Genomic DNA, 21155 nt, shown 5'->3' with positions numbered 1-21155 from the left:
GATCACAAAACGATCAAGCGACTCCAACAAAAGGAGCCGGTTGAAATTGATAAAAGCAAAAAAATCGAAACCAAAAAAAAGTCTCGCATTTTACTCGCGTCCACTATCCAGTTCTCAAACCACCACAACACCACAAAACCAGCATCAACACTCAAAAGCATCAACACTAAATCCCATGAGTCAAGGACCGCAACCCCCAAAAAACAGGAGGGGTGGCAATCCGGGAACCCAAAAGCATGCCCAACAAACTCATCTAAAACGTTAACCACTGTTTTCCACACCAGTAACCACACTCAACCGAGCGCGCACAAAAACTCCGTAGAAAGGAGGTGATCCAGCCGCACCTTCCGGTACGGCTACCTTGTTACGACTTAGTCCCAATCACGAGCCTCACCTTAGACGGCTCCATCCCAAAAGGGTTAGGCCACCGGCTTCGGGTGCTGCCCACTTTCATGACTTGACGGGCGGTGTGTACAAGGCCCGGGAACGCATTCACCGCGACGTTGCTGATTCGCGATTACTAGCGACTCCGCCTTCACGTAGTCGAGTTGCAGACTACGATCCGAACTGAGACCGGTTTTAAGGGATCCGCTCCATGTCACCATGTCGCATCCCGTTGTACCGGCCATTGTAGCATGCGTGAAGCCCTGGACGTAAGGGGCATGATGATCTGACGTCATCCCCACCTTCCTCCGAGTTAACCCCGGCGGTCCCCCGTGAGTTCCCGGCATAACCCGCTGGCAACACAGGGCGAGGGTTGCGCTCGTTGCGGGACTTAACCCAACATCTCACGACACGAGCTGACGACGACCATGCACCACCTGTGAACCTGCCCCGAAGGGAAACCACATCTCTGCAGTCGACAGGCACATGTCAAGCCCAGGTAAGGTTCTTCGCGTTGCATCGAATTAATCCGCATGCTCCGCCGCTTGTGCGGGCCCCCGTCAATTTCTTTGAGTTTTAGCCTTGCGGCCGTACTCCCCAGGCGGGACGCTTAACGCGTTAGCTCCGACACGGAACCCGTGGAATGGGCCCCACATCCAGCGTCCACCGTTTACGGCGTGGACTACCAGGGTATCTAATCCTGTTCGCTCCCCACGCTTTCGCTTCTCAGCGTCAGTAACAGCCCAGAGACCTGCCTTCGCCATTGGTGTTCTTCCCGATATCTACACATTCCACCGTTACACCGGGAATTCCAGTCTCCCCTACTGCACTCTAGCCCGCCCGTACCCGGCGCAAACCCACCGTTAAGCGATGGGCTTTCACACCAGACGCGACGAACCGCCTACAAGCTCTTTACGCCCAATAATTCCGGATAACGCTTGCGCCCTACGTATTACCGCGGCTGCTGGCACGTAGTTAGCCGGCGCTTATTCGAAAGGTACACTCACCCGAAAGCTTGCTCCCAATCAAAAGCGGTTTACAACCCGAAGGCCTTCATCCCGCACGCGGCGTCGCTGCGTCAGGGTTCCCCCCATTGCGCAATATTCCCCACTGCTGCCTCCCGTAGGAGTCTGGGCCGTATCTCAGTCCCAATGTGGCCGTCCGCCCTCTCAGGCCGGCTACCCGTCGAAGCCTAGGTGGGCCATTACCCCGCCTACAAGCTGATAGGACGCGACCCCATCCCATGCCACTAAACACTTTCCCAACAAGACATGCGTCAAGTTGGAGCATCCAGCATTACCACCCGTTTCCAAGAGCTATTCTGGAGCATGGGGCAGGTTGGTCACGCATTACTCACCCGTTCGCCACTCTCACCAGTCAGCAAGCTGACCAGATCCCGTTCGACTTGCATGTGTTAAGCACGCCGCCAGCGTTCATCCTGAGCCAGAATCGAACCCTCCACGAAAAACTTCAATGAAGAGCCAACAAAAGGCTCCAATATAAAAAGAAAAAGACGAGACATTCTTTAAGGAAAGAACATCCCAACAAAAACCTCACCACCATTTAACCATCTCTCAGGCACCCTGCAACATGCAAGGCAGGCAATGAACTGGCAATAATTAACTAATAAGTAGTACAGACACGCTCTTGAGTTCTCAAACCACCACCACACCAGCCGGCTCATCAACCTCAACCGAGGAGAACCAGCCGCGCTGAGCAGCAAGAGATAAACTTACACCAACCCACGCTAAAACGCAAACCCAACAAAAACAAACACACCAAAACCCTTGAAAACACTAGCATCCACCGGCGTGTCGAAAACAACGAAAAAACACTCAAAAACCAACCCAAAACCAAAAACCATAACCAAAAACAACAAAAAATAACCAAAAAACAACCCCAAAACCACCAAACCCGGGCGTGTCGCATCGACTTGCTTTTCGCTTAAAGCGTAGCGCGAAAAGCAACCCGATGCGGTAGCGCTTGCTTATACAGAAAGCACAGTGTGCTTTCCGCGCAAGCGCGCAAACAATTACGCTTTCTTTAAACTAATGAAGAAAGCGTAATCTGACGACCAAAGAAGATTAACTTAAAGTGAGCTTAATGCGGTAGCGCTTGCTTTACAACGCTCGCGCAAACTCAGCAGCAGTACAAGCAAAGTGTATGAGCGTAATACACGATGCTAAAAACTTACGAAACTCATCAAAGTAACTTCATTAAACATCAATCAAAACGAATAAACGATACTCGAGTAACAAAGTAATTAACAACGAGCAAGTCAACGCAAAATCAACGCGAAAAAGACACAATAAAAGCAGAAAAAGATGAAATATACGATTAGATACACACAAAATGTATGAGCGCGATATGGAATAAGAAATACATGTATAAATAGATACTTATTAAATAAACTCTTATAAAGAATATAAAGCACATAAAAACACAAAAGCATAAAACGCATAAAGAAAAAAGAAAAATAAGATATTAACAGACATTAATAAAACGAAGGAGCAGAGGAATGGGCAACAAGCAATCGAACAGCAAAGCACACCACATTGTTGTGCTCACAGGCGCAGGAATCTCCACAAGCGCAGGCATTCCTGATTTTCGCGGACCGGACGGCGTTTGGACTAAACACCCGGAGCAAATGAGCGTTTACGATATAGACGCATTCCTAAGCAGCAAAGAGGAACGCATATATTCTTGGCGATGGCAAAAAGAGTCGCCCGTTTGGAATGCGCAGCCGGGAACAGCTCACAAGGCACTTGTAAAACTCGAACAGGCAGGCATGCTCGACCTTATAGCCACACAAAATTTTGATGCGCTTCATGAAAAAGCTGGCAATAATCCAGACATTATAGTGAATTTGCACGGGAGCATTGGAACATCACACTGCATGAGCTGCCACGCGAGCTATAAAACTGCCGATATTATGCGCGACTTAGACGAGCATCCAGATCCGCATTGTAGACGCGCTCTACCGTACCGCAGCAATATGCCTTGCAACGGTCTTATAAAAACAGACGTTGTATATTTTGGAGAAGCGCTTCCGGAAGGCACTATGGAACGCAGTGCGCAAGCAATTGTTAAAGCGGACGAGCTATGGGTTATTGGTTCCACGCTAGAAGTATTTCCAGCTGCCAGCCTCGTGCCGTTAGCTGCGCGCGCTGGAGTGCCGATTACGATAATGAACTTGGGTGCTACGCAATACGACTATTTGGCAGAGCGTATTATTCGCGAAGATATTGCGAAAGCTCTGCCAAAATTAGTAGACGAAACTATTGCAAAGTGATTATTGCGAAACAATTATCACAAATTAATTATTGCAAAGTAACAGCGATACCCTCCCAAGGCGCAAGCGTACCGTTTTTAAGCGATGTAAGCGCGTGATTTACGTCGTAGGTTGTAACTATTACGTCACGCCCTGCAAAAGCGTTAGAGGTGCGATCTTGCAGCATTTTCGCACTCTCTGTAGGAATAGGGACGGTCGAGTCGGTCATATTAACCATTACGAGCATGCGTTCTGTAGATTCTGCGGAATTTTCAGCAGATTCCGCAGCAGATTTAGCAGCAGATTCCGCAGCAGTCTCTGCAGAGCCATCCTGCTTTTCACAATCAGATGTAAGCTCGCGCACAAACGCATACACGCACTCATCATCCGCATCAACCAAATCCCAAGAACCAGCAGAAACAATCGGCTCCGAATGGCGTAAAGCAATCAAATACTTGTAAAAAGCGTAAACAGAATCCGAATCTTCCATCTGCTCAGCCGCATTAATATCCACATAATTAGGATTCACACTAATCCACGGTTCTGCGTTATTTTTCGATGCGACATTAAAAGGCATAAATCCCGCATATTTAGAAGCATTCCACTGCATTGGAGTTCGAGAATTGTCGCGGCCGCGCTTTGCGAGCGCATCCATCATCGACTCAGCCGACTGAATATGCGCTTCTTCTACGCGCTGCTTAAACATATTCAATGCTTCCAAGTCACGATACTGCTCAAGACGCGTAAAGTGCGCGTTAGTCATGCCTATTTCCTCGCCTTGGTACACGTAAGGCGTGCCGCGATGCATGTGAAGAAGCATGGCAATCGCTTTAGCGGAACGAACTCGCATCTCGTCGCTAGACTCACTTCCCCAGCGAGAAAGCGCGCGCGGCTGATCGTGATTATTAAAGAACAAGCTCGCCCAACCAGCATCCGCTACTGCTTGCTGTTGCTCGGCCATCACGCGCTTTAGTGCCGTCAACTTAAGCGGCACAGGATTCCACTTAGTACCGTTTTCGCAATCAATATCCACGTGATTAAACAGGAAGAGCATGTCAAGTTCGCTATGTGCAGGATCAGTTATATAACTGTTGCGATGCGCTGAAATTCCCGGAGCCTCGCCAACAGTAAGATAGCCTTCGCGCCCTTCAAAAACTTTTGCACGCATCTCACGCAAGAACTCGTCTAAGCGAGGACCGTCAGAGCAGAACGGAAATGGCGAAGAATAACCGTCGGCTCCGGCTGGCAAATCCTCAATTTGGCAGCCATCTTCACCAGGCAAGCGGCCTTCAGAATCAACATGCTTAGAAATTTGCGTAATAACGTCCATGCGGAAGCCGTCAATTCCGCGATCCATCCACCAATTCATCATCTTGTACACGGCAGCGCGAACCGCAGGATTTTCCCAATTCAAATCTGGCTGCTTTGGAGAATACTGGTGAAGATAGTATTCGCCGCGCTTTGGATCGTACGTCCACGCAGAACCGCCGAAATATGAACCCCACTTATTCGGCTCCGCGCCCGGCTCTCCAGGAACGCACCCTTCGCGCGCAGGCCTCCACCAATACCAATCCGCGTAATCGCTTGAAGCATCACGGGAAGCCTGGAACCAAGCATGCTCATCGGAAGTGTGATTTACTACTAAATCCATCACGACTTTAAGCCCACGCTTGTGCGCACCAGCCAAAAGTTCGTCCATATCTTCCAAAGTGCCAAAAAGCGGATCAATATCTTGATAATCAGAAATATCGTAGCCGTTGTCGTCTTGCGGAGACTTATAAACAGGGCTGAGCCAAATCACGTCAACGCCTAAATCAGCCAAATAGTCGAGGCGCGAAGTAATTCCCTTCAAATCGCCGATTCCGTCGCCGTTCGTGTCCTGAAAGCTTCGCGGATAAATCTGATATACAACTGCATTCGTCCACCAAGGGTTTGGCGTAGCGCCGTTTGTGCGCACGGATTCTGGCAAGTTCGTTCTGTTAAAAGTAGTCATTTAATCCCCATTAATTATTTTTATAATCTATTTTTTATTATCTATAATTTATTATTCCATATTTCAGCTATCTTTGGATTATTAGACGTCTCTTTTCACAGACCATTGAGGTAATCCATCATATCGGAAGCAGTATGTGATTCATGAGTAAATTCGTGATTTTGAACCTGTTTACGAGCTTCCTCGTTTTTATTTTCAATGGCTTCTTTAATATACTTTTGAAGTTGTTCCTCAAGTGATTGGTAATGCTCAAAATCTTCGCGATTGATAATGAAGTACATTGGTTGATTGTTTTTTAAAACCGTCACTGGCATTCCAGCACTCACTTTTGCAAAAGCCTACGCAGATTTACCATTATTAAAAGCGCTAATAGGAACCATAGTACTTATTGGAGCGACTGTAACCATGAGAATTACCTTAACTTTTCTACAGACAATCCATGCGCATATTTAATACATGTATATTTACTATGCTTTTTACAAGCATATATAAAAGTTATTATACTGGTAAATATTATAGTTAAAGGCTACAAAAAAGTGGCTCGAAGTAAAAAACCGCGAGCCACTACTCCATCTCATTCATTGCACATTTTGCAAATCATTAAATCCTCTCATACAAAAGCACTTTCACAGAAAGCTTATTGTTACGATAATAAACAATCTGCGAAAGTGCTTGTATGAAGGCTTGCTACCGTTGTATGTTTAAGTTTTTATGCTTAAAACTTGAGAGGCAACTACCTTCGTGATACTACTTAGCTGCGCTACACAATGGTATTATTCGCGCTTTTTTACGTAAGAACGCAGCAAAGTTGCAGCCAGTAATAGAAGCACAGCAGCAGAAGCAATCAAACTTACAGAAGATCCTGTGTTTGTGAGTTCTTTTGCACGCTTCACTTTTTCATGCTTTACTTTAGCTTCATTTTTATTTTCAGCAGTATCGGCAGCACTGTTGTCAGCATTCTTTTCATCCTGAGATTGCTGCGTAGAGTTCTGCTGATCGTGTTGCGTAAAGCTTGAACTACCGGTGTTAATATCATGATGATGCTTGTCTGGCTCTGGTTGTGCGCCCTGCTCGCCAGCTACAACTGTAATAGTTGCAGAAACTGAAATCTTGCCAGATGTTGCAGTTACTTTATGCTTACCTGGGACAAGCGTGCTAGGAATAGCTAAATCACCTACAACAATCATTCCTTCAGGCACCTTGTAATCCTGAATCTTTTTGTCGTCAATAGATAATTGCACTTGATCACCTTTTGCAAAAAGACCCGTAGCGAATTTGACTTTTTCACCTGGCTTTACTGTGTCTTTAGCGAGTTTAATATCCTGCTGACCAGCTGCTGGTTTGCCGTCAACCATATTTATGCCAAATAGCTTTTCAAAGCCTGGTGTTGGGTCACATTCATCGCCAATACCATCACCATCAGTATCTGTTTGCGTTGGGTTAGCAACCGTCGGGCAGTTGTCGTGAGCATCATCAACAGTGTCACCATCTTTCGTGATATCAACATGCGTTGAACCGAGAGCGCTTACCCCCTTGCTATCAGTAACACGGACTACCACATTACCGCTGTAAACATCGTTAAACAGATGTTCTATTGTAGGTACGGTAGTTGTGGCATCATACTTACCATCATCGTTGAAATCCCAATCATACTTGGCAATTTTTCCTTGCATAGCGTAGGAACCAGAAGCGTTTAACTTCAAAGTAGTGCCAGTCTTAGCAACGTACGGACCGTACAGCCAACCAAATGGTTTCTTAGCAGACGTATGCAAAGCTCCTGAAATAGCCTTCACAATCTCTGCTTCATCCTTTGCTTTGTAGATTGCACCACCAGTATCTTTGGAAATCTTTTCAAAAATTCCGCCGTCATCAGTAAGCTCATCTGAATCTATGCCATAAATTTCAACAGGATCAATATCTTTGGACATTTTAATAATTTGCTGCGCTGTTAAGCCACTTTTTGGTTCAGGATCCTCTGCCGGCTCATCACCGAATACAAGAGCAATCTTTTTAACACCATCTCGCCACTTCAAATCCAAAGCCGTTTTAATACCACTGTATACGGATTCATTCTTGGGACCTGTACCTTCATCAGCATTCACACCAGCCAATTTAAGAGCTATATCAGCTGCGTTGGTAGTGAAATCTTGATTAACATTCGCAGTAAAACTACTACCGTGATCCCTGTAGGTTATTAGTGCAAAACGTACATCAGAAGAATATGCCTTTATGTCATTAAGAAGTTTATTAATATTCCGCTTCACTACAGCAATATCGTCCCACATCGATCCAGTAGCATCTACTACGAATGCAATGTCAATCGGATTTCCTGTTGAACCAGTTGAATCAACAGTTTTAGCAATCTTTGATAAATCAAGACTGTTCACAAGATTCTCTGCCATTTTTTGGTGACCTGTAATATTAGGATGATACCATTCCATCATAGTTTTCGATTTATATGACACTACGTCAGAATCACCCTTTTGAACGCCCCCTGTTTCCAGGAACCAATTAATCCAACGCTTTGGATTATTTACAATGTACCAAGGTTGAATTTTCAAAGGATTTTCACAAAATGCCACAACTTTAAAGCTTTTAAGTAAGTTAGCTTTTATTTCGTCAGCATTTTTAAGTGCATTATCCCAATCTCCGCATAGTTTACTAAGTCCAAGATCTTTCAATCCAAAAATACCAGATTGCGAAATGCTATAAGGCTTTGGCTCATGCTGAGTATCACCTTCATCAAACGAAGCTATATTATTCACGAATGATACTTTAAGAGAAGATCCTTCTGCATTCCATTCCTTGACTAGTTCTTCCTGTAAATCAGCAGCCTTGATGCCTAAAAGACGTATTTCCTTGGCAACTTTATCAGTAGCATATAATCTGGCATAATGATAGTTGAATTTATTACTCAACAAAGGATAGCCCATAAGAACAGCATGTGCTGTGCGGCCATTAGCAATGCGCTTTTGTATAGTGCTTAATAAATCCCGTGTATTGTTAATTACGTCTTTAAGCTTAGACTTTGCGGCGTCAAGTTTACACCCAGGGGCAGTAAAAGGATTCGCAATACACTCCCTAATAATGTTATTAAAATCTACATCATTACCACCAGCGGTAAAAGCAACCAAATCAGTATCTTCAGGAAGTGACTGAACTTGTCTCTTTATATCATTAATAACAGCGCCACTTACAGCAAAATTCTTATAAATTACATGAAAACCCTTTTCATTCATAAGATTAGCTGCAACTTGCCCATAATTATATGGGCTTCTTAACGAATCGCCGTCATAATTTCCTGGATATCCCGGATTCCCAATCGTGCCATTACCAGCAGTATAAGAATCGCCAATTACGTAAAATTTCAAAACCTTTTTTTGAATACCAGGAATCTCATCATGTCTTCTACTAACCTCAGAAACATGAACTTCAGCGTGTGCCGCTGGAATAGATACTGCAAGCCCCATAGCTGCGCTTACAACGCAAACTAGAAGAGCATACAGTACTCTCGTAATTTTCTTCATTTTTACTCTTTCTCTCACTTTGAGGCATTAACCACAATGTTGAAAATAGCTACTTTGAATCAAAATATTCAAAGAATAAACAGCACTGATTTTCCTTATACAAAACCAATACTGACTTAAATTTATCACCTCTTACTCAATAAAATCAATATAGAAGTACCATGCAATATGCTTTCCTATCTTTGTATCTTTTGATTCATAACTACTTGTCAGCATCACCGTTTCATTGCGCACTAACCAATAATCCACATCAGCTACCAGCACCACTGTTTATCAATGTGAAAAATAGTGCAAATAACATAATAAAAAAGCGACTCGCTGCAACTATGCAACGAGCCGCCACCTTCTTCTTTACTCTGGCAAAGAGTGTAATAATATACCCGATTCAGCTACCTCAATCAGCTCCTGACTTCAACCAACCAAATCAGCTCTTTACATCAATGCTCTCAATCACTGCTGATGATGCAGCTTGAACGCAAGCTCAGCTAAGTGCACGCCGTGAGTCAAGAACTCATGAGTGCGGCACACGTAATCGTTTTCGCGACCAAGCTTTGCAATATAACCATTGATATAATCAACTTCAGTCTTTCGTCCACGACTCATATCTTGGTACATAGAAGGATAGTGCAAAGGATTTGCCACACGACTTACGTAATCGATAGCTTCCAGCTCCTGCTGACGCGTATTAACCATACGAATTCCGGCGCGATCGCACACGTCGTATGCTTCGTTAATAAGCTGTCGAGCCATGTCCATTGCACCAGGGTACGAAATAAACTGACCCATCTGAATCTGGTACATGGTGCACAACGTGTTAACTACAGAGTTGAAAACAACTTTAGCCATGCAAGTACCCTTAAAATCTTCCGTAACAGTAGGGTTCAAGCCGGCAGCTTTAAAATCATCTCGCATAGCAAGCTCAACATCAGTTACCTGCTCGTTCAACGCGCACATGTTCATGGTGCCAACGCCAACTTTACCAATAAAATCAACGTCGCCCGGACCGTTCAAAACAGTTGCAATCATGGCAGTTCCGCCATAAATGTGGTCATCAGGGAAATATTGCTGCAACTTTTCAAAATGACCCCAACCATTCATAGCAGCAAATACAACCTGATGATCCTTAAACAAATGCTTGCAACGCTCCAACATCTCCGCAAGTTGCATTTGCTTCATAAACACGATCCACACGTCTGGATCGCCGTCATAATCTTCAGGCGTATACATATTAATCGGCACTAAATGGCGGTTTTCATGGTCTCGACTCACCATCACACCGCCTTGTTCGCGAACCTTGTTCACATTCTCATCCCAGGCGTCAATGAAATCAACATGAATGCCAGCCGTTTCCTGCAACAAAACGCCATAGCGATATCCCATAGCTCCCGAACCGATCATTGCATATTTCATGCCACTCATAGTGACACCTCCTTTTAGGTAAAAATGTGCTTAGGCGAAATTCGTGCATACATGGAAATTCGTCGAAGCGACTGCAAATATAGTAAAAAGCAGTAAGGCTGATTGTAGTGACTAAAATCAGCCAACTGCTTTTTGGTTTTTACAGCATATTACACAGTTTTTAGAGAATGTCAAAATTTTTCATATTGGCAAGGTGCAATCATCAACTGACTATGCGCACCATTCACACATACATCACATCACCTATGCATGAAAAAATTGACGAATCTGCGCAACAGTACCGTAAGAAGCTTGCGCTCCAAATCCAGTAGCAGCATATGCAGATACATAAGAAGCCAACGAAGCTGCATCAACCAGTCGCATATCTGCAGACAAACATGCGAGCACAGTACCCATAAAAGCATCGCCACAACCAGTGGTATCAACAGCATCAACACGCTGAGGCATAATTCGATGCACCGAATTATCACCATAATCCAACACTACAGACCCCTTTGAGCCAAGTGTGACTATCGCTTCATTAAAGCCAAACTCATGCATTGCATGAAGTGCATGCCGCCAATCAAACGAATCCCAATCACCATTATCAGGTTCTGAAATATGCAACAACTGCGCCATTTCATGTTCATTAACCAGTAATATATCCGCAGCGCATATAAGCTCTTGCGGTAATGTATCCGAAAAAGGAGAATCGTTAAGCAAAACTTTTACGCCATGCTCATGCGCTAAGCGAGCGCACATCGTAACCGATTCCAATGGACTTTCTAAACAAAGTCCTAATACTTTTGCATGAGTAATGGCAGCTTGCACGGATGGCGACTGAATATAATCAACATCAACTTGCGAGTTAGATCCAGGCGCGTAAACAATAGTATTTTCGCCACTTTGCGCATCTACTGTAATAACGGTTGCACCACTATTGCAATTTGCTACATGACGCACATACGTCGTATCAACACCAGATTCATGTAAAGCGTTAATAAGAAAATCAGCGTTAGCGTCATCGCCTACAGCACCAAACATACATACATGCGCACCAAGTTTGGCAGCAGATACTGCTTGATTGCCTGATTTACCTCCAGGTAATATGCGTATTTCGTTACCGTTAATAGTTTCACCAGGAAGAGGAAGACGATGAGCAACAATCGTATAATCCGCATTCATGGAACCAACTATTGCGATAGTAGGCTGATTGATATTCTGCTGTGCAAGCAATGTTTCATGTAGCACACCAGCCTCAGTAGACCGAACGGACCTAATTTTTTCTAAACTCTCCAACGAGTCGAGCATATGATAACGACACATAATTCTCCTAAATATTGTGCAAAACAACGCTTAGAATGGAACACCACAACGCAACAACACGTTAGAATATGGCGTAGTTTCACCTGTGCGAATCACGAATTTAGCTTGTGAAACAAGAGCTTTAAAACCTTGTTCGCCATCGTGTGGCACATAAGTCAGCGGCACTCCGAGTAGATCTTTAACCCACGTTTCTGGAGTATCACCGCAAGCTTCTTTCGCCATAATGCCAGACTCAAGAACAAGATCATTGTTGATTGCTGCAAGCACATCAGGAAATCGCGGTATTCCAAAAACTAAAGCTAAATCAATGACTTCTACGCCAGATGGAACAGGCAAACCACAGTCAGAAATAACAAATTGATCCTTATGCCTTAATCTTGCAATAGCAGCTGCTAATTGTGCGTTCAAAATACCATGAGTTAACATAATTCACCTCATATCGTGGCTCATAAAAGTGAAATCAACGATGATTATCACCCTTCATAACAAGTGCGACGCCACGAACATATATGATAAAAAATCTTATAAGAAAGCAATGGCGTTGAGAACGCTAAAATCACGTAACTTTCGTAGCTTTTACTGTTGCGAGTCTTTCACAACTGTTATGAGATTCTTTCATAAAATCATCATGAACGATCTCAACGCCATATAATATATAATTTTGTATGAATTGTATTAATTGATACCATTCATTGATATAAACTTTGCTGTTTATATACACCTTACATAGTTACACAAATATGTACTACTCGAAATCGCCTACATTCTTTGCTGTTACTGTTTTCACAGTAATTGGCTCAGTCTTTGGAACACTTTGCCCCTTAATAGCTTTTACAGCAGCAGCAACAGCAGAACGACCAAGTTCTTTTGGCTGCTGAGCAATAGTGCCAGCCATTGCGCCAGATTTAATAGCTTTCATGCCGTCAGCAGTGCCATCAAAACCAACTACCTTAACTTCTTTACCAGCTTTAGCACCTAACGCTTGAATTGCACCTAATGCCATCTCATCATTTTCAGCATAAATGCCGGTTGCATTCGGGTGCGATTGCAACAAATTAGTAGCTACATTTAATGCTTCAGCACGGTCAAAGTTAGCAGTCTGTTCTGCTACAACCTTGATATTTGAATATTTCTTAATACGATCTTTGAATCCTTTGCCACGATCGCGAGTAGAAGCTGCGCCAGGAATACCTTGCAAAATCAAAACTTCGCCCTTCTCTCCCATGCTTTTAGCAAGCGCATCAGCAGCCTGAGCACCACCAGCAACATTATCGGAAGCAATATGCGAAGTAACTTTTTCACCAGTTACAGAACGATCAACAGAAATCACAGGCATATTTGCGCTTAACAGTGGAGCAACTGCAGGACCTGCAGCATCGGAATCTACAGGGTTAATAATAACAGCCTTTGCACCTTGAGACTGAGCATTCTGCGCTTGATCCTGCTGCTTTGCGGAATCATTCTGAGCATCGGAAACTTGCAAATCAACACCAAGTTTCTTTGCTTCTGCCTGGGCACCATCACGTAAATCTACAAAGAACGGGTTGTTCAGCGTAGAAACAAGCAATGCGACTTTATCACTGGCATTAGCACTACCACATGCACTCATGCTGACAATAAGTGCAGACGCTGCAGCAACTGCGCAGGCAAGCTTCATGCCACGACGCATAATTGGATAATTCATCATATCTCCTTTGATTCTTGCCCTATGTCGCCGCAGGTTTGAGCTCAATATATGCGCACTATTGCAGTGGCATAAGGCTGATGTTTCACCATCTCTTTACCTTATTGTTAAGTCGTTTTGAATTATAAAGTTCAGTTATAAAGTTCAGTTATATATTCAAATTTGCTTCAATTTTTGCTGAGGATATTGATTACTCACCACTTACGAATCAATATCGGCAAAATCCACCTCCTTCCCGTAAGAAGGTCAAGTTTATAGAAGTACTAACTTGCTGTCAGTGCGTATCTTCCTTACGACGCAAAGTATCAAGGCTTACAGCGAATGCAATAACCAAACCGATAACTACTTGCTGCCAGAAGGAGGAAACATTCAAAATATTCAAGCCGTTACGAATTACAGCCAACAAAATTGCTCCTACGAAAGTGCCGGAAATCTTACCCTTGCCGCCAGAAAGTGAAGCACCACCGATAACAACGGAAGCAATCGCATCCATTTCGTAACCAGTAGCTGCCTGAGGCTGAGCGGAATGTAAACGACCAGCAATAACTAAACCGGCGACAGCAGCAAAAATACCTGAAAGAACAAACACCATAATTTGTGTTTTATGAATATTGATACCAGAAAGGCGCGAAGCTTCCATATTGCCGCCAACAGCGTACATAGAACGACCAGTAGTAGTGAAGTTCAATATTACTGCAGAAATAACGCCCATAATAATCATCATCACAATTGGCATTGGAATACCCAAAATGTTGGCACCAAAGAAATTCACCATGCCGGATGTAGAAATAGGACGACCATCTGAAACGACGAGGGTAAGACCGCGCGCCACAGACATCATTGCTAATGTGGCAATAAACGATGGCAACTTAAGGAAAGCGTTAGCTACACCAGAAATAAGCCCAAAAAGCGCACCGGTTGCTATACCGACCACAACAGTCAACACCGGCGGCAAACCCATGGAAACACCTGTATACGCAACCAGCATGCTAGAAATTGCAGCCACAGCGCCTACAGACAAATCAATACCAGCCGACACAATAACAAAGGTTTGACCGAATGCCAAAATAGCAACAGTCGCAGCCTGAATACCCACATTGAGAATATTTACACTTGTCAAAAATGCCGGCGTAGCGCATGAAAGCGCAGCGCATAAAATAACCAAGCCGATAAGAGCACCATTGCGAGATGCAAACTTTTTCGCTGCAGGCAAAAATCCTTTATCAACCGCGCCGTAGCCTAAATGCTCAGATTTTGCACCACTCGTAGCAGCCATAACTCATACTCCTTTAACAAATTTTGCTACAATCCATTGCACTGCTGTGTGCAATAAATTGTTGTACGCAAGTTTCACGTTTAATTGGTAACTTTAATTTTTTAGCCTTTCAATATGTCTCATATTGTTCGTTTCATATTGAAAGCAGTAGGGTTTTACAGTTTTTTCTATGCTCAACTACCCGATGTATTAAGATGCGTCACTGCAAGTTCCATCACACTTTCCTGAGTAGCCTCACTTGCCGCTAATTCACCGCTGATTCTGCCGTTTGACATCACCAATACGCGATCTGACATGCCAAGTACTTCAGGCAAATCCGAAGATGCCATCAATACTGCACCACCATTTTCTACGATATTGTTAATCAGCTCGTAAATCTCTACACGTGCACCAACATCAACGCCACGAGTAGGTTCATCTAGCAATAGCACTTTCACTTTTGCCATAGACCACTTGCCAAACACGATCTTTTGCTGATTACCACCAGAAAGAGAACCAGCTAGTTGATCAATATTTGCCATACGAATACGCAATTTCTTTGCAGTTTCTTCTTCTCGAGTACGTTGCCCCTTCAAATCTGCAAAGCCGGCGTGTGCTGTAGGAACTAATGTAGAAATTCCCAAATTTTCTGCAACGGATGCCTCAAGAATCAATCCTTGTACTCGACGATCTTCTGGGACTAAGCCAAGACCAGCTGCAATGCTTCCTGCAATATTCGCTTTTGCAATCGGCTTACCATCAACAGTTATTGTGCCTGAATCATAGCTATCTGCACCAAATATTGCACGAAGAACTTCAGTACGACCAGCACCTACCAAACCTGCAAGCCCCACAACTTCGCCAGCATGAACACTAAAGGACACATTCTCTATGGCACCTTTTCGCGTTAAACCTTCTACTTTCAGCAACTCTTTGCCTTGGCTACGATGTCCGTGAGGGAATTGATTTGTAATATCACGACCTACCATGAGCTTTACAAGTTCCTTCTCAGGAACTTTCGCATCAACAGTATCGACATATTTACCATCTCGAAGCACAGTTACAACATCACCAACGCGCGCAATCTCATCCAAATGGTGAGAAATAAACACCATGCCAACATTCTTGGATTTTAAATCTTCCATAATGCTGAATAATTGTTCACATTCGCGCTTTGTTAAAGCTGCTGTTGGTTCGTCAAGAATAAGAATAGAGGCATGCTGCATAAGCGCTTTAGCAATTTCTACCATTTGTTGACGAGCTACGCCAAGTTCTCCCATTGGCTTATTAACGTCTTCATCTAAACCGATAACTTGCAACGCAGCTTTCGCACGAGTACGCATCGTCGCACGATCAATAAAACCAACCTTAGTAGGGAGCATACCAAGGAACAAATTTTCCATAATAGAAAGTTCTGGCACCAAATTTAACTCTTGGTGAATCACAGCAATACCCAATTTGCGAGCAGCATCCACATTAGGAATTCGCACTGTTTCACCATTGATTTCAATATGGCCTTTATCTGGTTGATAAATACCGCTCATCATCTTAATAACTGTTGACTTGCCCGCACCATTTTCACCGAGGAGAACATGAACTTCACCTGGTTTTACTGTTACAGACACATTGTCAACTACCGTAGAATTACCGAATATTTTCGATACTCCTACTAGCGATAGTTCCGTCATGTCTTACCTCTTTCTTCGCTACAGCACCACTGCTTTGCGAAAATGCCATCAATTACGCTACATTACGTTTGTGCTTTGGTGAGACACGTGCAGCAACGTACACGCGAAAACGCAACAACAACGGTGCGCTCAAGCAATTGCCGCACATACTACAAAGTCACAGCACAAGAATCAATTGAAAATAGTGTCAAGCTACAAAATAACAGCTTTACAAGCTACGCATTCCCTAGCGATTCACGCGGAATATACACAGTTTCTACTCGCTGCGATTGAACATCAGCATTATGTTCTAGCATATCCAAAAACAGTGCCGCACTGGTACGACCAATACGCTGGACTTGTTGCGAAATAGTAGAAATACGCGGCGTTGCTAAGCGGAATATTTCAACATCATCAAATGAGATAAGTGAAATATCACTGCCTATCACTAATCCTTCGCAAGCCATTACGTCCATCACTCGCAGCGCATCCGGCGAATAACCAACAATAAGCGCTTTTACGCCAACGTTCATCATGCGATGCAACACACTGGCACATGAGGATTGCTCAAATCCTGTAGATTCTACAAACACATGTTCTTCGCCAAATATTTCCGACGCCACCGTGCGGAATACTTGTTCGCGCTCTTGCAATGACGGCGAAGCAATAATTGGACCCGACACATAGCCAACTGAGCAAAAACCATGCTGCTTAACATCTAATAATGCGTCACGAATACCTTGCTCTGGATCCGAATCCACAACTGGCACATGCGCCAAACCATCAGTTTGAGGCTCCACGTGGCGATCCATAAACATAAGTGGAAGATGCTGCTCAAGCAACATTCCCATAGCATCAGTCTCCTCACCTTGAGGCACAATAATCGCACCATCAATGCGTTGAGAAAGAATACTCGTAATGAATGCATCTTGACGAGCTGCACTTTCAGAAGATGTTCCGATAAACGCACAATAACCAGCATCAAACAAGGAGTCTTGCACAGTATACGCTAGTTCAGCAAAATATGCATTGCGAATATCTGGCACAAGCAACCCAACTGTTTTAGTACGAGACGACCGCATCGCTTGGGCGCGAGAATCTGGTATATAACCTAATTCTGCAACCGCACGCTCAACTTTTGCCTTGGTGTTTGCCGATATACGACCCGTATTATTCAATGCGCGCGAAACAGTTGACACTGATATACCAGCACGTTGTGCAACATCGCGAATCGTAATGTACGACATGACACCTCCAGCTCATCTCTTAGGCTCAATTAGTATAGTTTTACACTGTTATTGGTATGTTTTGATTCTAGCTTGTATTCCATGTTTTGTACTACGTTTTTCCATATACTCCTCTCGTTGGAGAAAAGCACCTATGCAACTGTGCATAAGAGCCGCTATATAGTCTTATTCTCAATGAGCAGTTTCATCAGCGCCGACTAGAAGCTACAAACTGAGATAACGTTCCCACAATTGCCAGATTCCTCAACCAGCCCCGTGCGGTAACGTTACCGCAACTATAACATTTTGACACCCTGAACACAAGGGAAACACGCTAAAATTTACATTTTCCACACGATGTATGTATTCCACTATGAAATTACTTGCAAAGTTACCAACAATGCCACACTTTTCTAACGTTGACATACAAAAAAGTCACGCAGCACTTGCGCACACTCCTCTTCACACAGCGAACCAATAACCTCCGGGTGAGCGCCAACATGCGGATCTCGCAAAATATCCCACACAGATCCGCAAGCACCCAACTTGGCATCCCAAGCACCAAAAATGACGCGACGAAGTCTGGTTTGCAAAATCGCACCAGCACACATAGGGCAAGGCTCAAGCGTAACCACTAAAGTACAATCAGATAAATTCCAAGATTTACGCACCGATGCAGCATCTTTCATAGCAAGCACTTCAGCATGTGCCAAGGGGTCGGCGTCACGCTCGCGCAAGTTTGCGCCACGACCAATAATATTGCCACCGTTGTCGAGTACAACAGCACCAACTGGAACCTCTCCAACCTCAGCAGCTTCGCGCGCCAATAGCAGCGCTTCCCTCATTGCGCGAGTAATAACATCATCGTACTTGTTCATGAAATCAGTTCACCAAATCAGTTTTGGAATCAAGTTCACCAAATCATTCCACAAACTTCAGCTACTAAAGAAGACCAGACGCAATATCGTGGGTCACAAACCATTTACGAATATCGCCAAGTTCCTCCATATGCACGGCATGATCAAGACCGCGATACCGCTTCTCCTCAAGCCACGTGTGTTCCTCAAGCCACGCAGACGCAGCAGAAAACTCATAAGGAGGAATTACATCGTCCGCTAAGCCGTAGCCAAAAAATACGGGAGTATTACGTTCTGCTAAATCATCATCGTGCAGCATAATTTCCGCAGCAGAAGCAGGAACGTTAGGAGCTAAGAACCCGGAAAGCGCAACGGATGCGCGATAACGGGCAGGATGTAGACGCAAAACATGGACCGCTAAAGCAGCACCTTGCGAAAATCCAAATGGCACAATATCGCGATTCGCTGGAATGTTTTCACGCACCCACTCGTCTATTGCTGCTGCAGCAGCATACATATCATAATCCAAATCTTCACGCTGTGGCACAGCGTCATGGAACCAACTGTATGCACCTTCAGCAAGTTTAAGCGGAGCACGTAATGAAATAGCATCGTTATATGGCGCCACGATTCGCAATAAATCTAGTAAATCTTCTTCATTAGAACCCCAGCCATGCAACAACAGTAGCAACGGATGCGTTGGATGTGCAGCAGCATTCCCTTGTGAATATTGTGCCTGCGTTACTTTAAGTGGTTCACCAAAACGACCTGACACAACGTGAGATTCGCGACCGATATGCGGTTCGTAAGAATTACCGTCTACATTATTGCGATTTAGTTCATCGTTAGTGTTCATTGCATCACCGCCGCTTGTAACACATAAAATTTTGCAAATACTTAAGCATTTGCAAAAATACTCACACAAAACTTACTTATATTTACATTATATTTGCACAAAAGGCCAGAATCGTAAGAAGCAAAACCCTTGCAATTCCAGCCTTTTTGACAAGTGCGAACGGCGGGACTTGAACCCGCACGAGCATACGCTCACTGCCACCTGAAGACAGCGCGTCTACCATTCCGCCACGTTCGCATACAAAGTGCAAGGCTATCATATTTACTATAAATTCGCAATATTCAGCCTAACGTTTTTCGTTTTTTCAACAACTAACACTTTGTAGATTATGGTACTGTTGCGCTCTGCTATAAAAGCTCAGCCTTTGGAACCGTTTTCGTAATAATGCGCAAGAGTTTCATCACGAAACTCCTCAAAATACCCGCCGTCAAGAGAAGCTCGAATATCATCAAGTAATTTCACAAAGAAACGTTCATTATGAATCGTCGCAAGCGTAAAACCGTTCATTTCGCTAGCGCGCAATAAATGATCTACGTACATTCGAGAATAGTGTGTGCAAGTATAGCAATCGCATCCTTCTTCAAGAGGACGCTGGTCGTGCTTAAATTCAGCGCGCTTTACATTGTAACGACCATGACGAGTAAAAATTGCGCCATTTCGACCGCAACGAGCTGGAGCCACACAATCGAAAGTATCTCCACCGTTTTCTACGCACGCAAAAATATCGTCAACTGCAGCAATACCCAGCACGTGACGAGGTCGATTTTCCGGCATAGCGTCGCAAATCCATGCACACGTATCTCCAATAATTCGCTTTTCAATAGCGCCACCAATGCCAACGCCATCAAAATCTAAAGAGGCGATCTGTTCGGCTGCATGTCTACGCAGATCCTCATAATTCGCGCCCTGCACAACGCCATACAAAGCTTGATACGGCTTGCCGACGCGCTCCTCAGTCAACCGCTGGTGCTCAACAACGCACCGCTTAGCCCACCGGAAAGTACGTTCCACAGATTCTTCTTGGTAACGACGAGTATTCATCAAAGTCGTAAGCTCATCGAAAGCAAACATAATATCCGCACCAAGTTTGTGCTGAATTCCCATAGAAATTTCTGCACTAAAGCGGTGCTTGGCTCCGTTAAGAGGGGACTTAAAAGTTACGCCGTCCTCGTCAACAAAAGCCATACGCTCCTTACCGGCTGCAATAACATCATCAGATTTCATGCCAGTAATATCCATTGCAAGCGTTTTCTTAAAACCAGCACCCAAAGAAAGCACCTGGAAACCGCCCGAATCAGTAAAGGTTGGCCTATCCCAATTCATAAACTTTCCCAAACCGCCAGCTTCGTTAAGCACATCTGCACCCGGTCGCTCATACAAGTGGAACGCGTTTGAAAGCATGCATTGTGCACCTAAATCCTTCATAGTTTCAGGCAATACGGCCTTCATTGCAGCCTGAGTGGCAACTGGCACAAAAGCTGGAGTTTGAATATCGCCGTGAGGAGTGTGGATTACGCCCGTACGACCATAGCGAGCACCGTCACGCCCCTTGCCTTCAGCAGTGCTAGAAAGTCGCGTTTTAGTTGTAAACGAAAATTCTTTGCGGTCGCCCGGCTTTCCCGATTCGGCTCCGCGTGGATGTTCAAGAAGATTTGTCATAATCTTTACTTTATTAGGAGGTATGACGAGTAAAACAAAACTTACCTCTAAT

Annotated in this window: 14 protein-coding genes, 1 tRNA gene and 1 rRNA gene; 1 reads left to right on the top strand and 15 read right to left on the bottom strand. The window is 44.2% G+C overall.

Features of this window, described 5'->3' with window-relative positions:
* Positions 1 to 322 precede the first annotated feature (322 nt).
* A 16S ribosomal RNA gene (locus HXT28_RS06160) occupies positions 323 to 1849 on the bottom strand.
* 1053 nt (positions 1850 to 2902) lie between these two features.
* On the opposite strand from HXT28_RS06160, the gene HXT28_RS06155 reads away from it, so the two are divergent.
* Complete coding sequence (locus tag HXT28_RS06155) at positions 2903 to 3676, top strand: SIR2 family NAD-dependent protein deacylase (RefSeq protein ID WP_422113394.1); 774 nt, start codon at positions 2903 to 2905, stop codon at positions 3674 to 3676.
* 28 nt (positions 3677 to 3704) lie between these two features.
* Here the strand turns inward: HXT28_RS06155 and HXT28_RS06150 are convergent, their stop codons facing one another.
* The 14 genes from HXT28_RS06150 to tgt form a co-directional block, all read right to left on the bottom strand.
* Positions 3705 to 5648: an alpha-glucosidase gene (locus HXT28_RS06150; protein WP_422113393.1), complete on the bottom strand. Its 1944-nt coding sequence runs from the start codon at positions 5646 to 5648 to the stop codon at positions 3705 to 3707.
* Between the two features lie 95 nt (positions 5649 to 5743).
* Positions 5744 to 5974, bottom strand: a complete 231-nt coding sequence (locus HXT28_RS06145; RefSeq protein ID WP_422113392.1) for a prevent-host-death family protein — start codon at positions 5972 to 5974, stop codon at positions 5744 to 5746.
* A 447-nt stretch (positions 5975 to 6421) separates the two neighbouring features.
* Entirely contained in the window at positions 6422 to 9175 is a 2754-nt protein-coding gene (locus HXT28_RS06140; protein WP_422113391.1) for an SGNH/GDSL hydrolase family protein, read from the bottom strand.
* Between the two features lie 450 nt (positions 9176 to 9625).
* The gene (locus HXT28_RS06135) at positions 9626 to 10594 is read right to left on the bottom strand and encodes a ketopantoate reductase family protein (RefSeq protein WP_422113390.1); all 969 of its coding nucleotides are present in this window, start codon (positions 10592 to 10594) and stop codon (positions 9626 to 9628) included.
* Between the two features lie 243 nt (positions 10595 to 10837).
* Positions 10838 to 11884, bottom strand: coding sequence for a ribokinase (locus tag HXT28_RS06130; protein ID WP_422113709.1), 1047 nt, complete (start codon positions 11882 to 11884; stop codon positions 10838 to 10840).
* A 45-nt stretch (positions 11885 to 11929) separates the two neighbouring features.
* Positions 11930 to 12325 carry a D-ribose pyranase gene (gene rbsD / locus HXT28_RS06125; RefSeq protein WP_016637640.1) on the bottom strand — a complete coding sequence of 132 codons (396 nt, stop codon included), beginning with the start codon at positions 12323 to 12325 and terminating at the stop codon, positions 11930 to 11932.
* Between the two features lie 319 nt (positions 12326 to 12644).
* Positions 12645 to 13583, bottom strand: a complete 939-nt coding sequence (locus HXT28_RS06120; protein ID WP_419185089.1) for a D-ribose ABC transporter substrate-binding protein — start codon at positions 13581 to 13583, stop codon at positions 12645 to 12647.
* Positions 13584 to 13857: 274 nt separating this feature from the next.
* On the bottom strand, positions 13858 to 14859 hold the full coding sequence (locus HXT28_RS06115) for an ABC transporter permease (protein ID WP_422113389.1): 1002 nt from the start codon (positions 14857 to 14859) through the stop codon (positions 13858 to 13860).
* A 173-nt stretch (positions 14860 to 15032) separates the two neighbouring features.
* Entirely contained in the window at positions 15033 to 16526 is a 1494-nt protein-coding gene (locus tag HXT28_RS06110; protein WP_422113388.1) for a sugar ABC transporter ATP-binding protein, read from the bottom strand.
* Between the two features lie 215 nt (positions 16527 to 16741).
* The gene (locus HXT28_RS06105; protein ID WP_016637635.1) at positions 16742 to 17752 is read right to left on the bottom strand and encodes a LacI family DNA-binding transcriptional regulator; all 1011 of its coding nucleotides are present in this window, start codon (positions 17750 to 17752) and stop codon (positions 16742 to 16744) included.
* A gap of 392 nt (positions 17753 to 18144) precedes the next feature.
* Positions 18145 to 18609, bottom strand: a complete 465-nt coding sequence (locus tag HXT28_RS06100; protein ID WP_016637634.1) for a nucleoside deaminase — start codon at positions 18607 to 18609, stop codon at positions 18145 to 18147.
* A gap of 64 nt (positions 18610 to 18673) precedes the next feature.
* Complete coding sequence (locus HXT28_RS06095; RefSeq protein ID WP_422113387.1) at positions 18674 to 19444, bottom strand: alpha/beta hydrolase; 771 nt, start codon at positions 19442 to 19444, stop codon at positions 18674 to 18676.
* A gap of 154 nt (positions 19445 to 19598) precedes the next feature.
* A tRNA-Leu gene (locus HXT28_RS06090) sits at positions 19599 to 19681 on the bottom strand.
* 120 nt (positions 19682 to 19801) lie between these two features.
* Positions 19802 to 21103 (bottom strand): tRNA guanosine(34) transglycosylase Tgt, encoded by a 1302-nt coding sequence (gene tgt, locus HXT28_RS06085; protein ID WP_016637632.1) that lies wholly within the window; start codon positions 21101 to 21103, stop codon positions 19802 to 19804.
* Positions 21104 to 21155 lie beyond the last annotated feature (52 nt).

The sequence above is a fragment of the Gardnerella washingtoni genome, assembly GCF_049262705.1.
Lineage (GTDB): Bacteria > Actinomycetota > Actinomycetes > Actinomycetales > Bifidobacteriaceae > Bifidobacterium > Bifidobacterium vaginale_D.
This window is presented reverse-complemented; position numbering and strand designations above follow the sequence as displayed.

Coding starts and splice junctions, on each gene's coding strand:
- HXT28_RS06155 (WP_422113394.1), top strand. CDS start 2,903: ATGGGCAACAAGCAATCGAACAGCAAAGCACACCACATTGTTGTGCTC.
- HXT28_RS06150 (WP_422113393.1), bottom strand. CDS start 5,648: ATGACTACTTTTAACAGAACGAACTTGCCAGAATCCGTGCGCACAAAC.
- HXT28_RS06140 (WP_422113391.1), bottom strand. CDS start 9,175: ATGAAGAAAATTACGAGAGTACTGTATGCTCTTCTAGTTTGCGTTGTA.
- HXT28_RS06135 (WP_422113390.1), bottom strand. CDS start 10,594: ATGAGTGGCATGAAATATGCAATGATCGGTTCGGGAGCTATGGGATAT.
- HXT28_RS06130 (WP_422113709.1), bottom strand. CDS start 11,884: ATGCTCGACTCGTTGGAGAGTTTAGAAAAAATTAGGTCCGTTCGGTCT.
- rbsD (WP_016637640.1), bottom strand. CDS start 12,325: ATGTTAACTCATGGTATTTTGAACGCACAATTAGCAGCTGCTATTGCA.
- HXT28_RS06120 (WP_419185089.1), bottom strand. CDS start 13,583: ATGAATTATCCAATTATGCGTCGTGGCATGAAGCTTGCCTGCGCAGTT.
- HXT28_RS06115 (WP_422113389.1), bottom strand. CDS start 14,859: ATGGCTGCTACGAGTGGTGCAAAATCTGAGCATTTAGGCTACGGCGCG.
- HXT28_RS06110 (WP_422113388.1), bottom strand. CDS start 16,526: ATGACGGAACTATCGCTAGTAGGAGTATCGAAAATATTCGGTAATTCT.
- HXT28_RS06105 (WP_016637635.1), bottom strand. CDS start 17,752: ATGTCGTACATTACGATTCGCGATGTTGCACAACGTGCTGGTATATCA.
- HXT28_RS06100 (WP_016637634.1), bottom strand. CDS start 18,609: ATGAACAAGTACGATGATGTTATTACTCGCGCAATGAGGGAAGCGCTG.
- HXT28_RS06095 (WP_422113387.1), bottom strand. CDS start 19,444: ATGAACACTAACGATGAACTAAATCGCAATAATGTAGACGGTAATTCT.
- tgt (WP_016637632.1), bottom strand. CDS start 21,103: ATGACAAATCTTCTTGAACATCCACGCGGAGCCGAATCGGGAAAGCCG.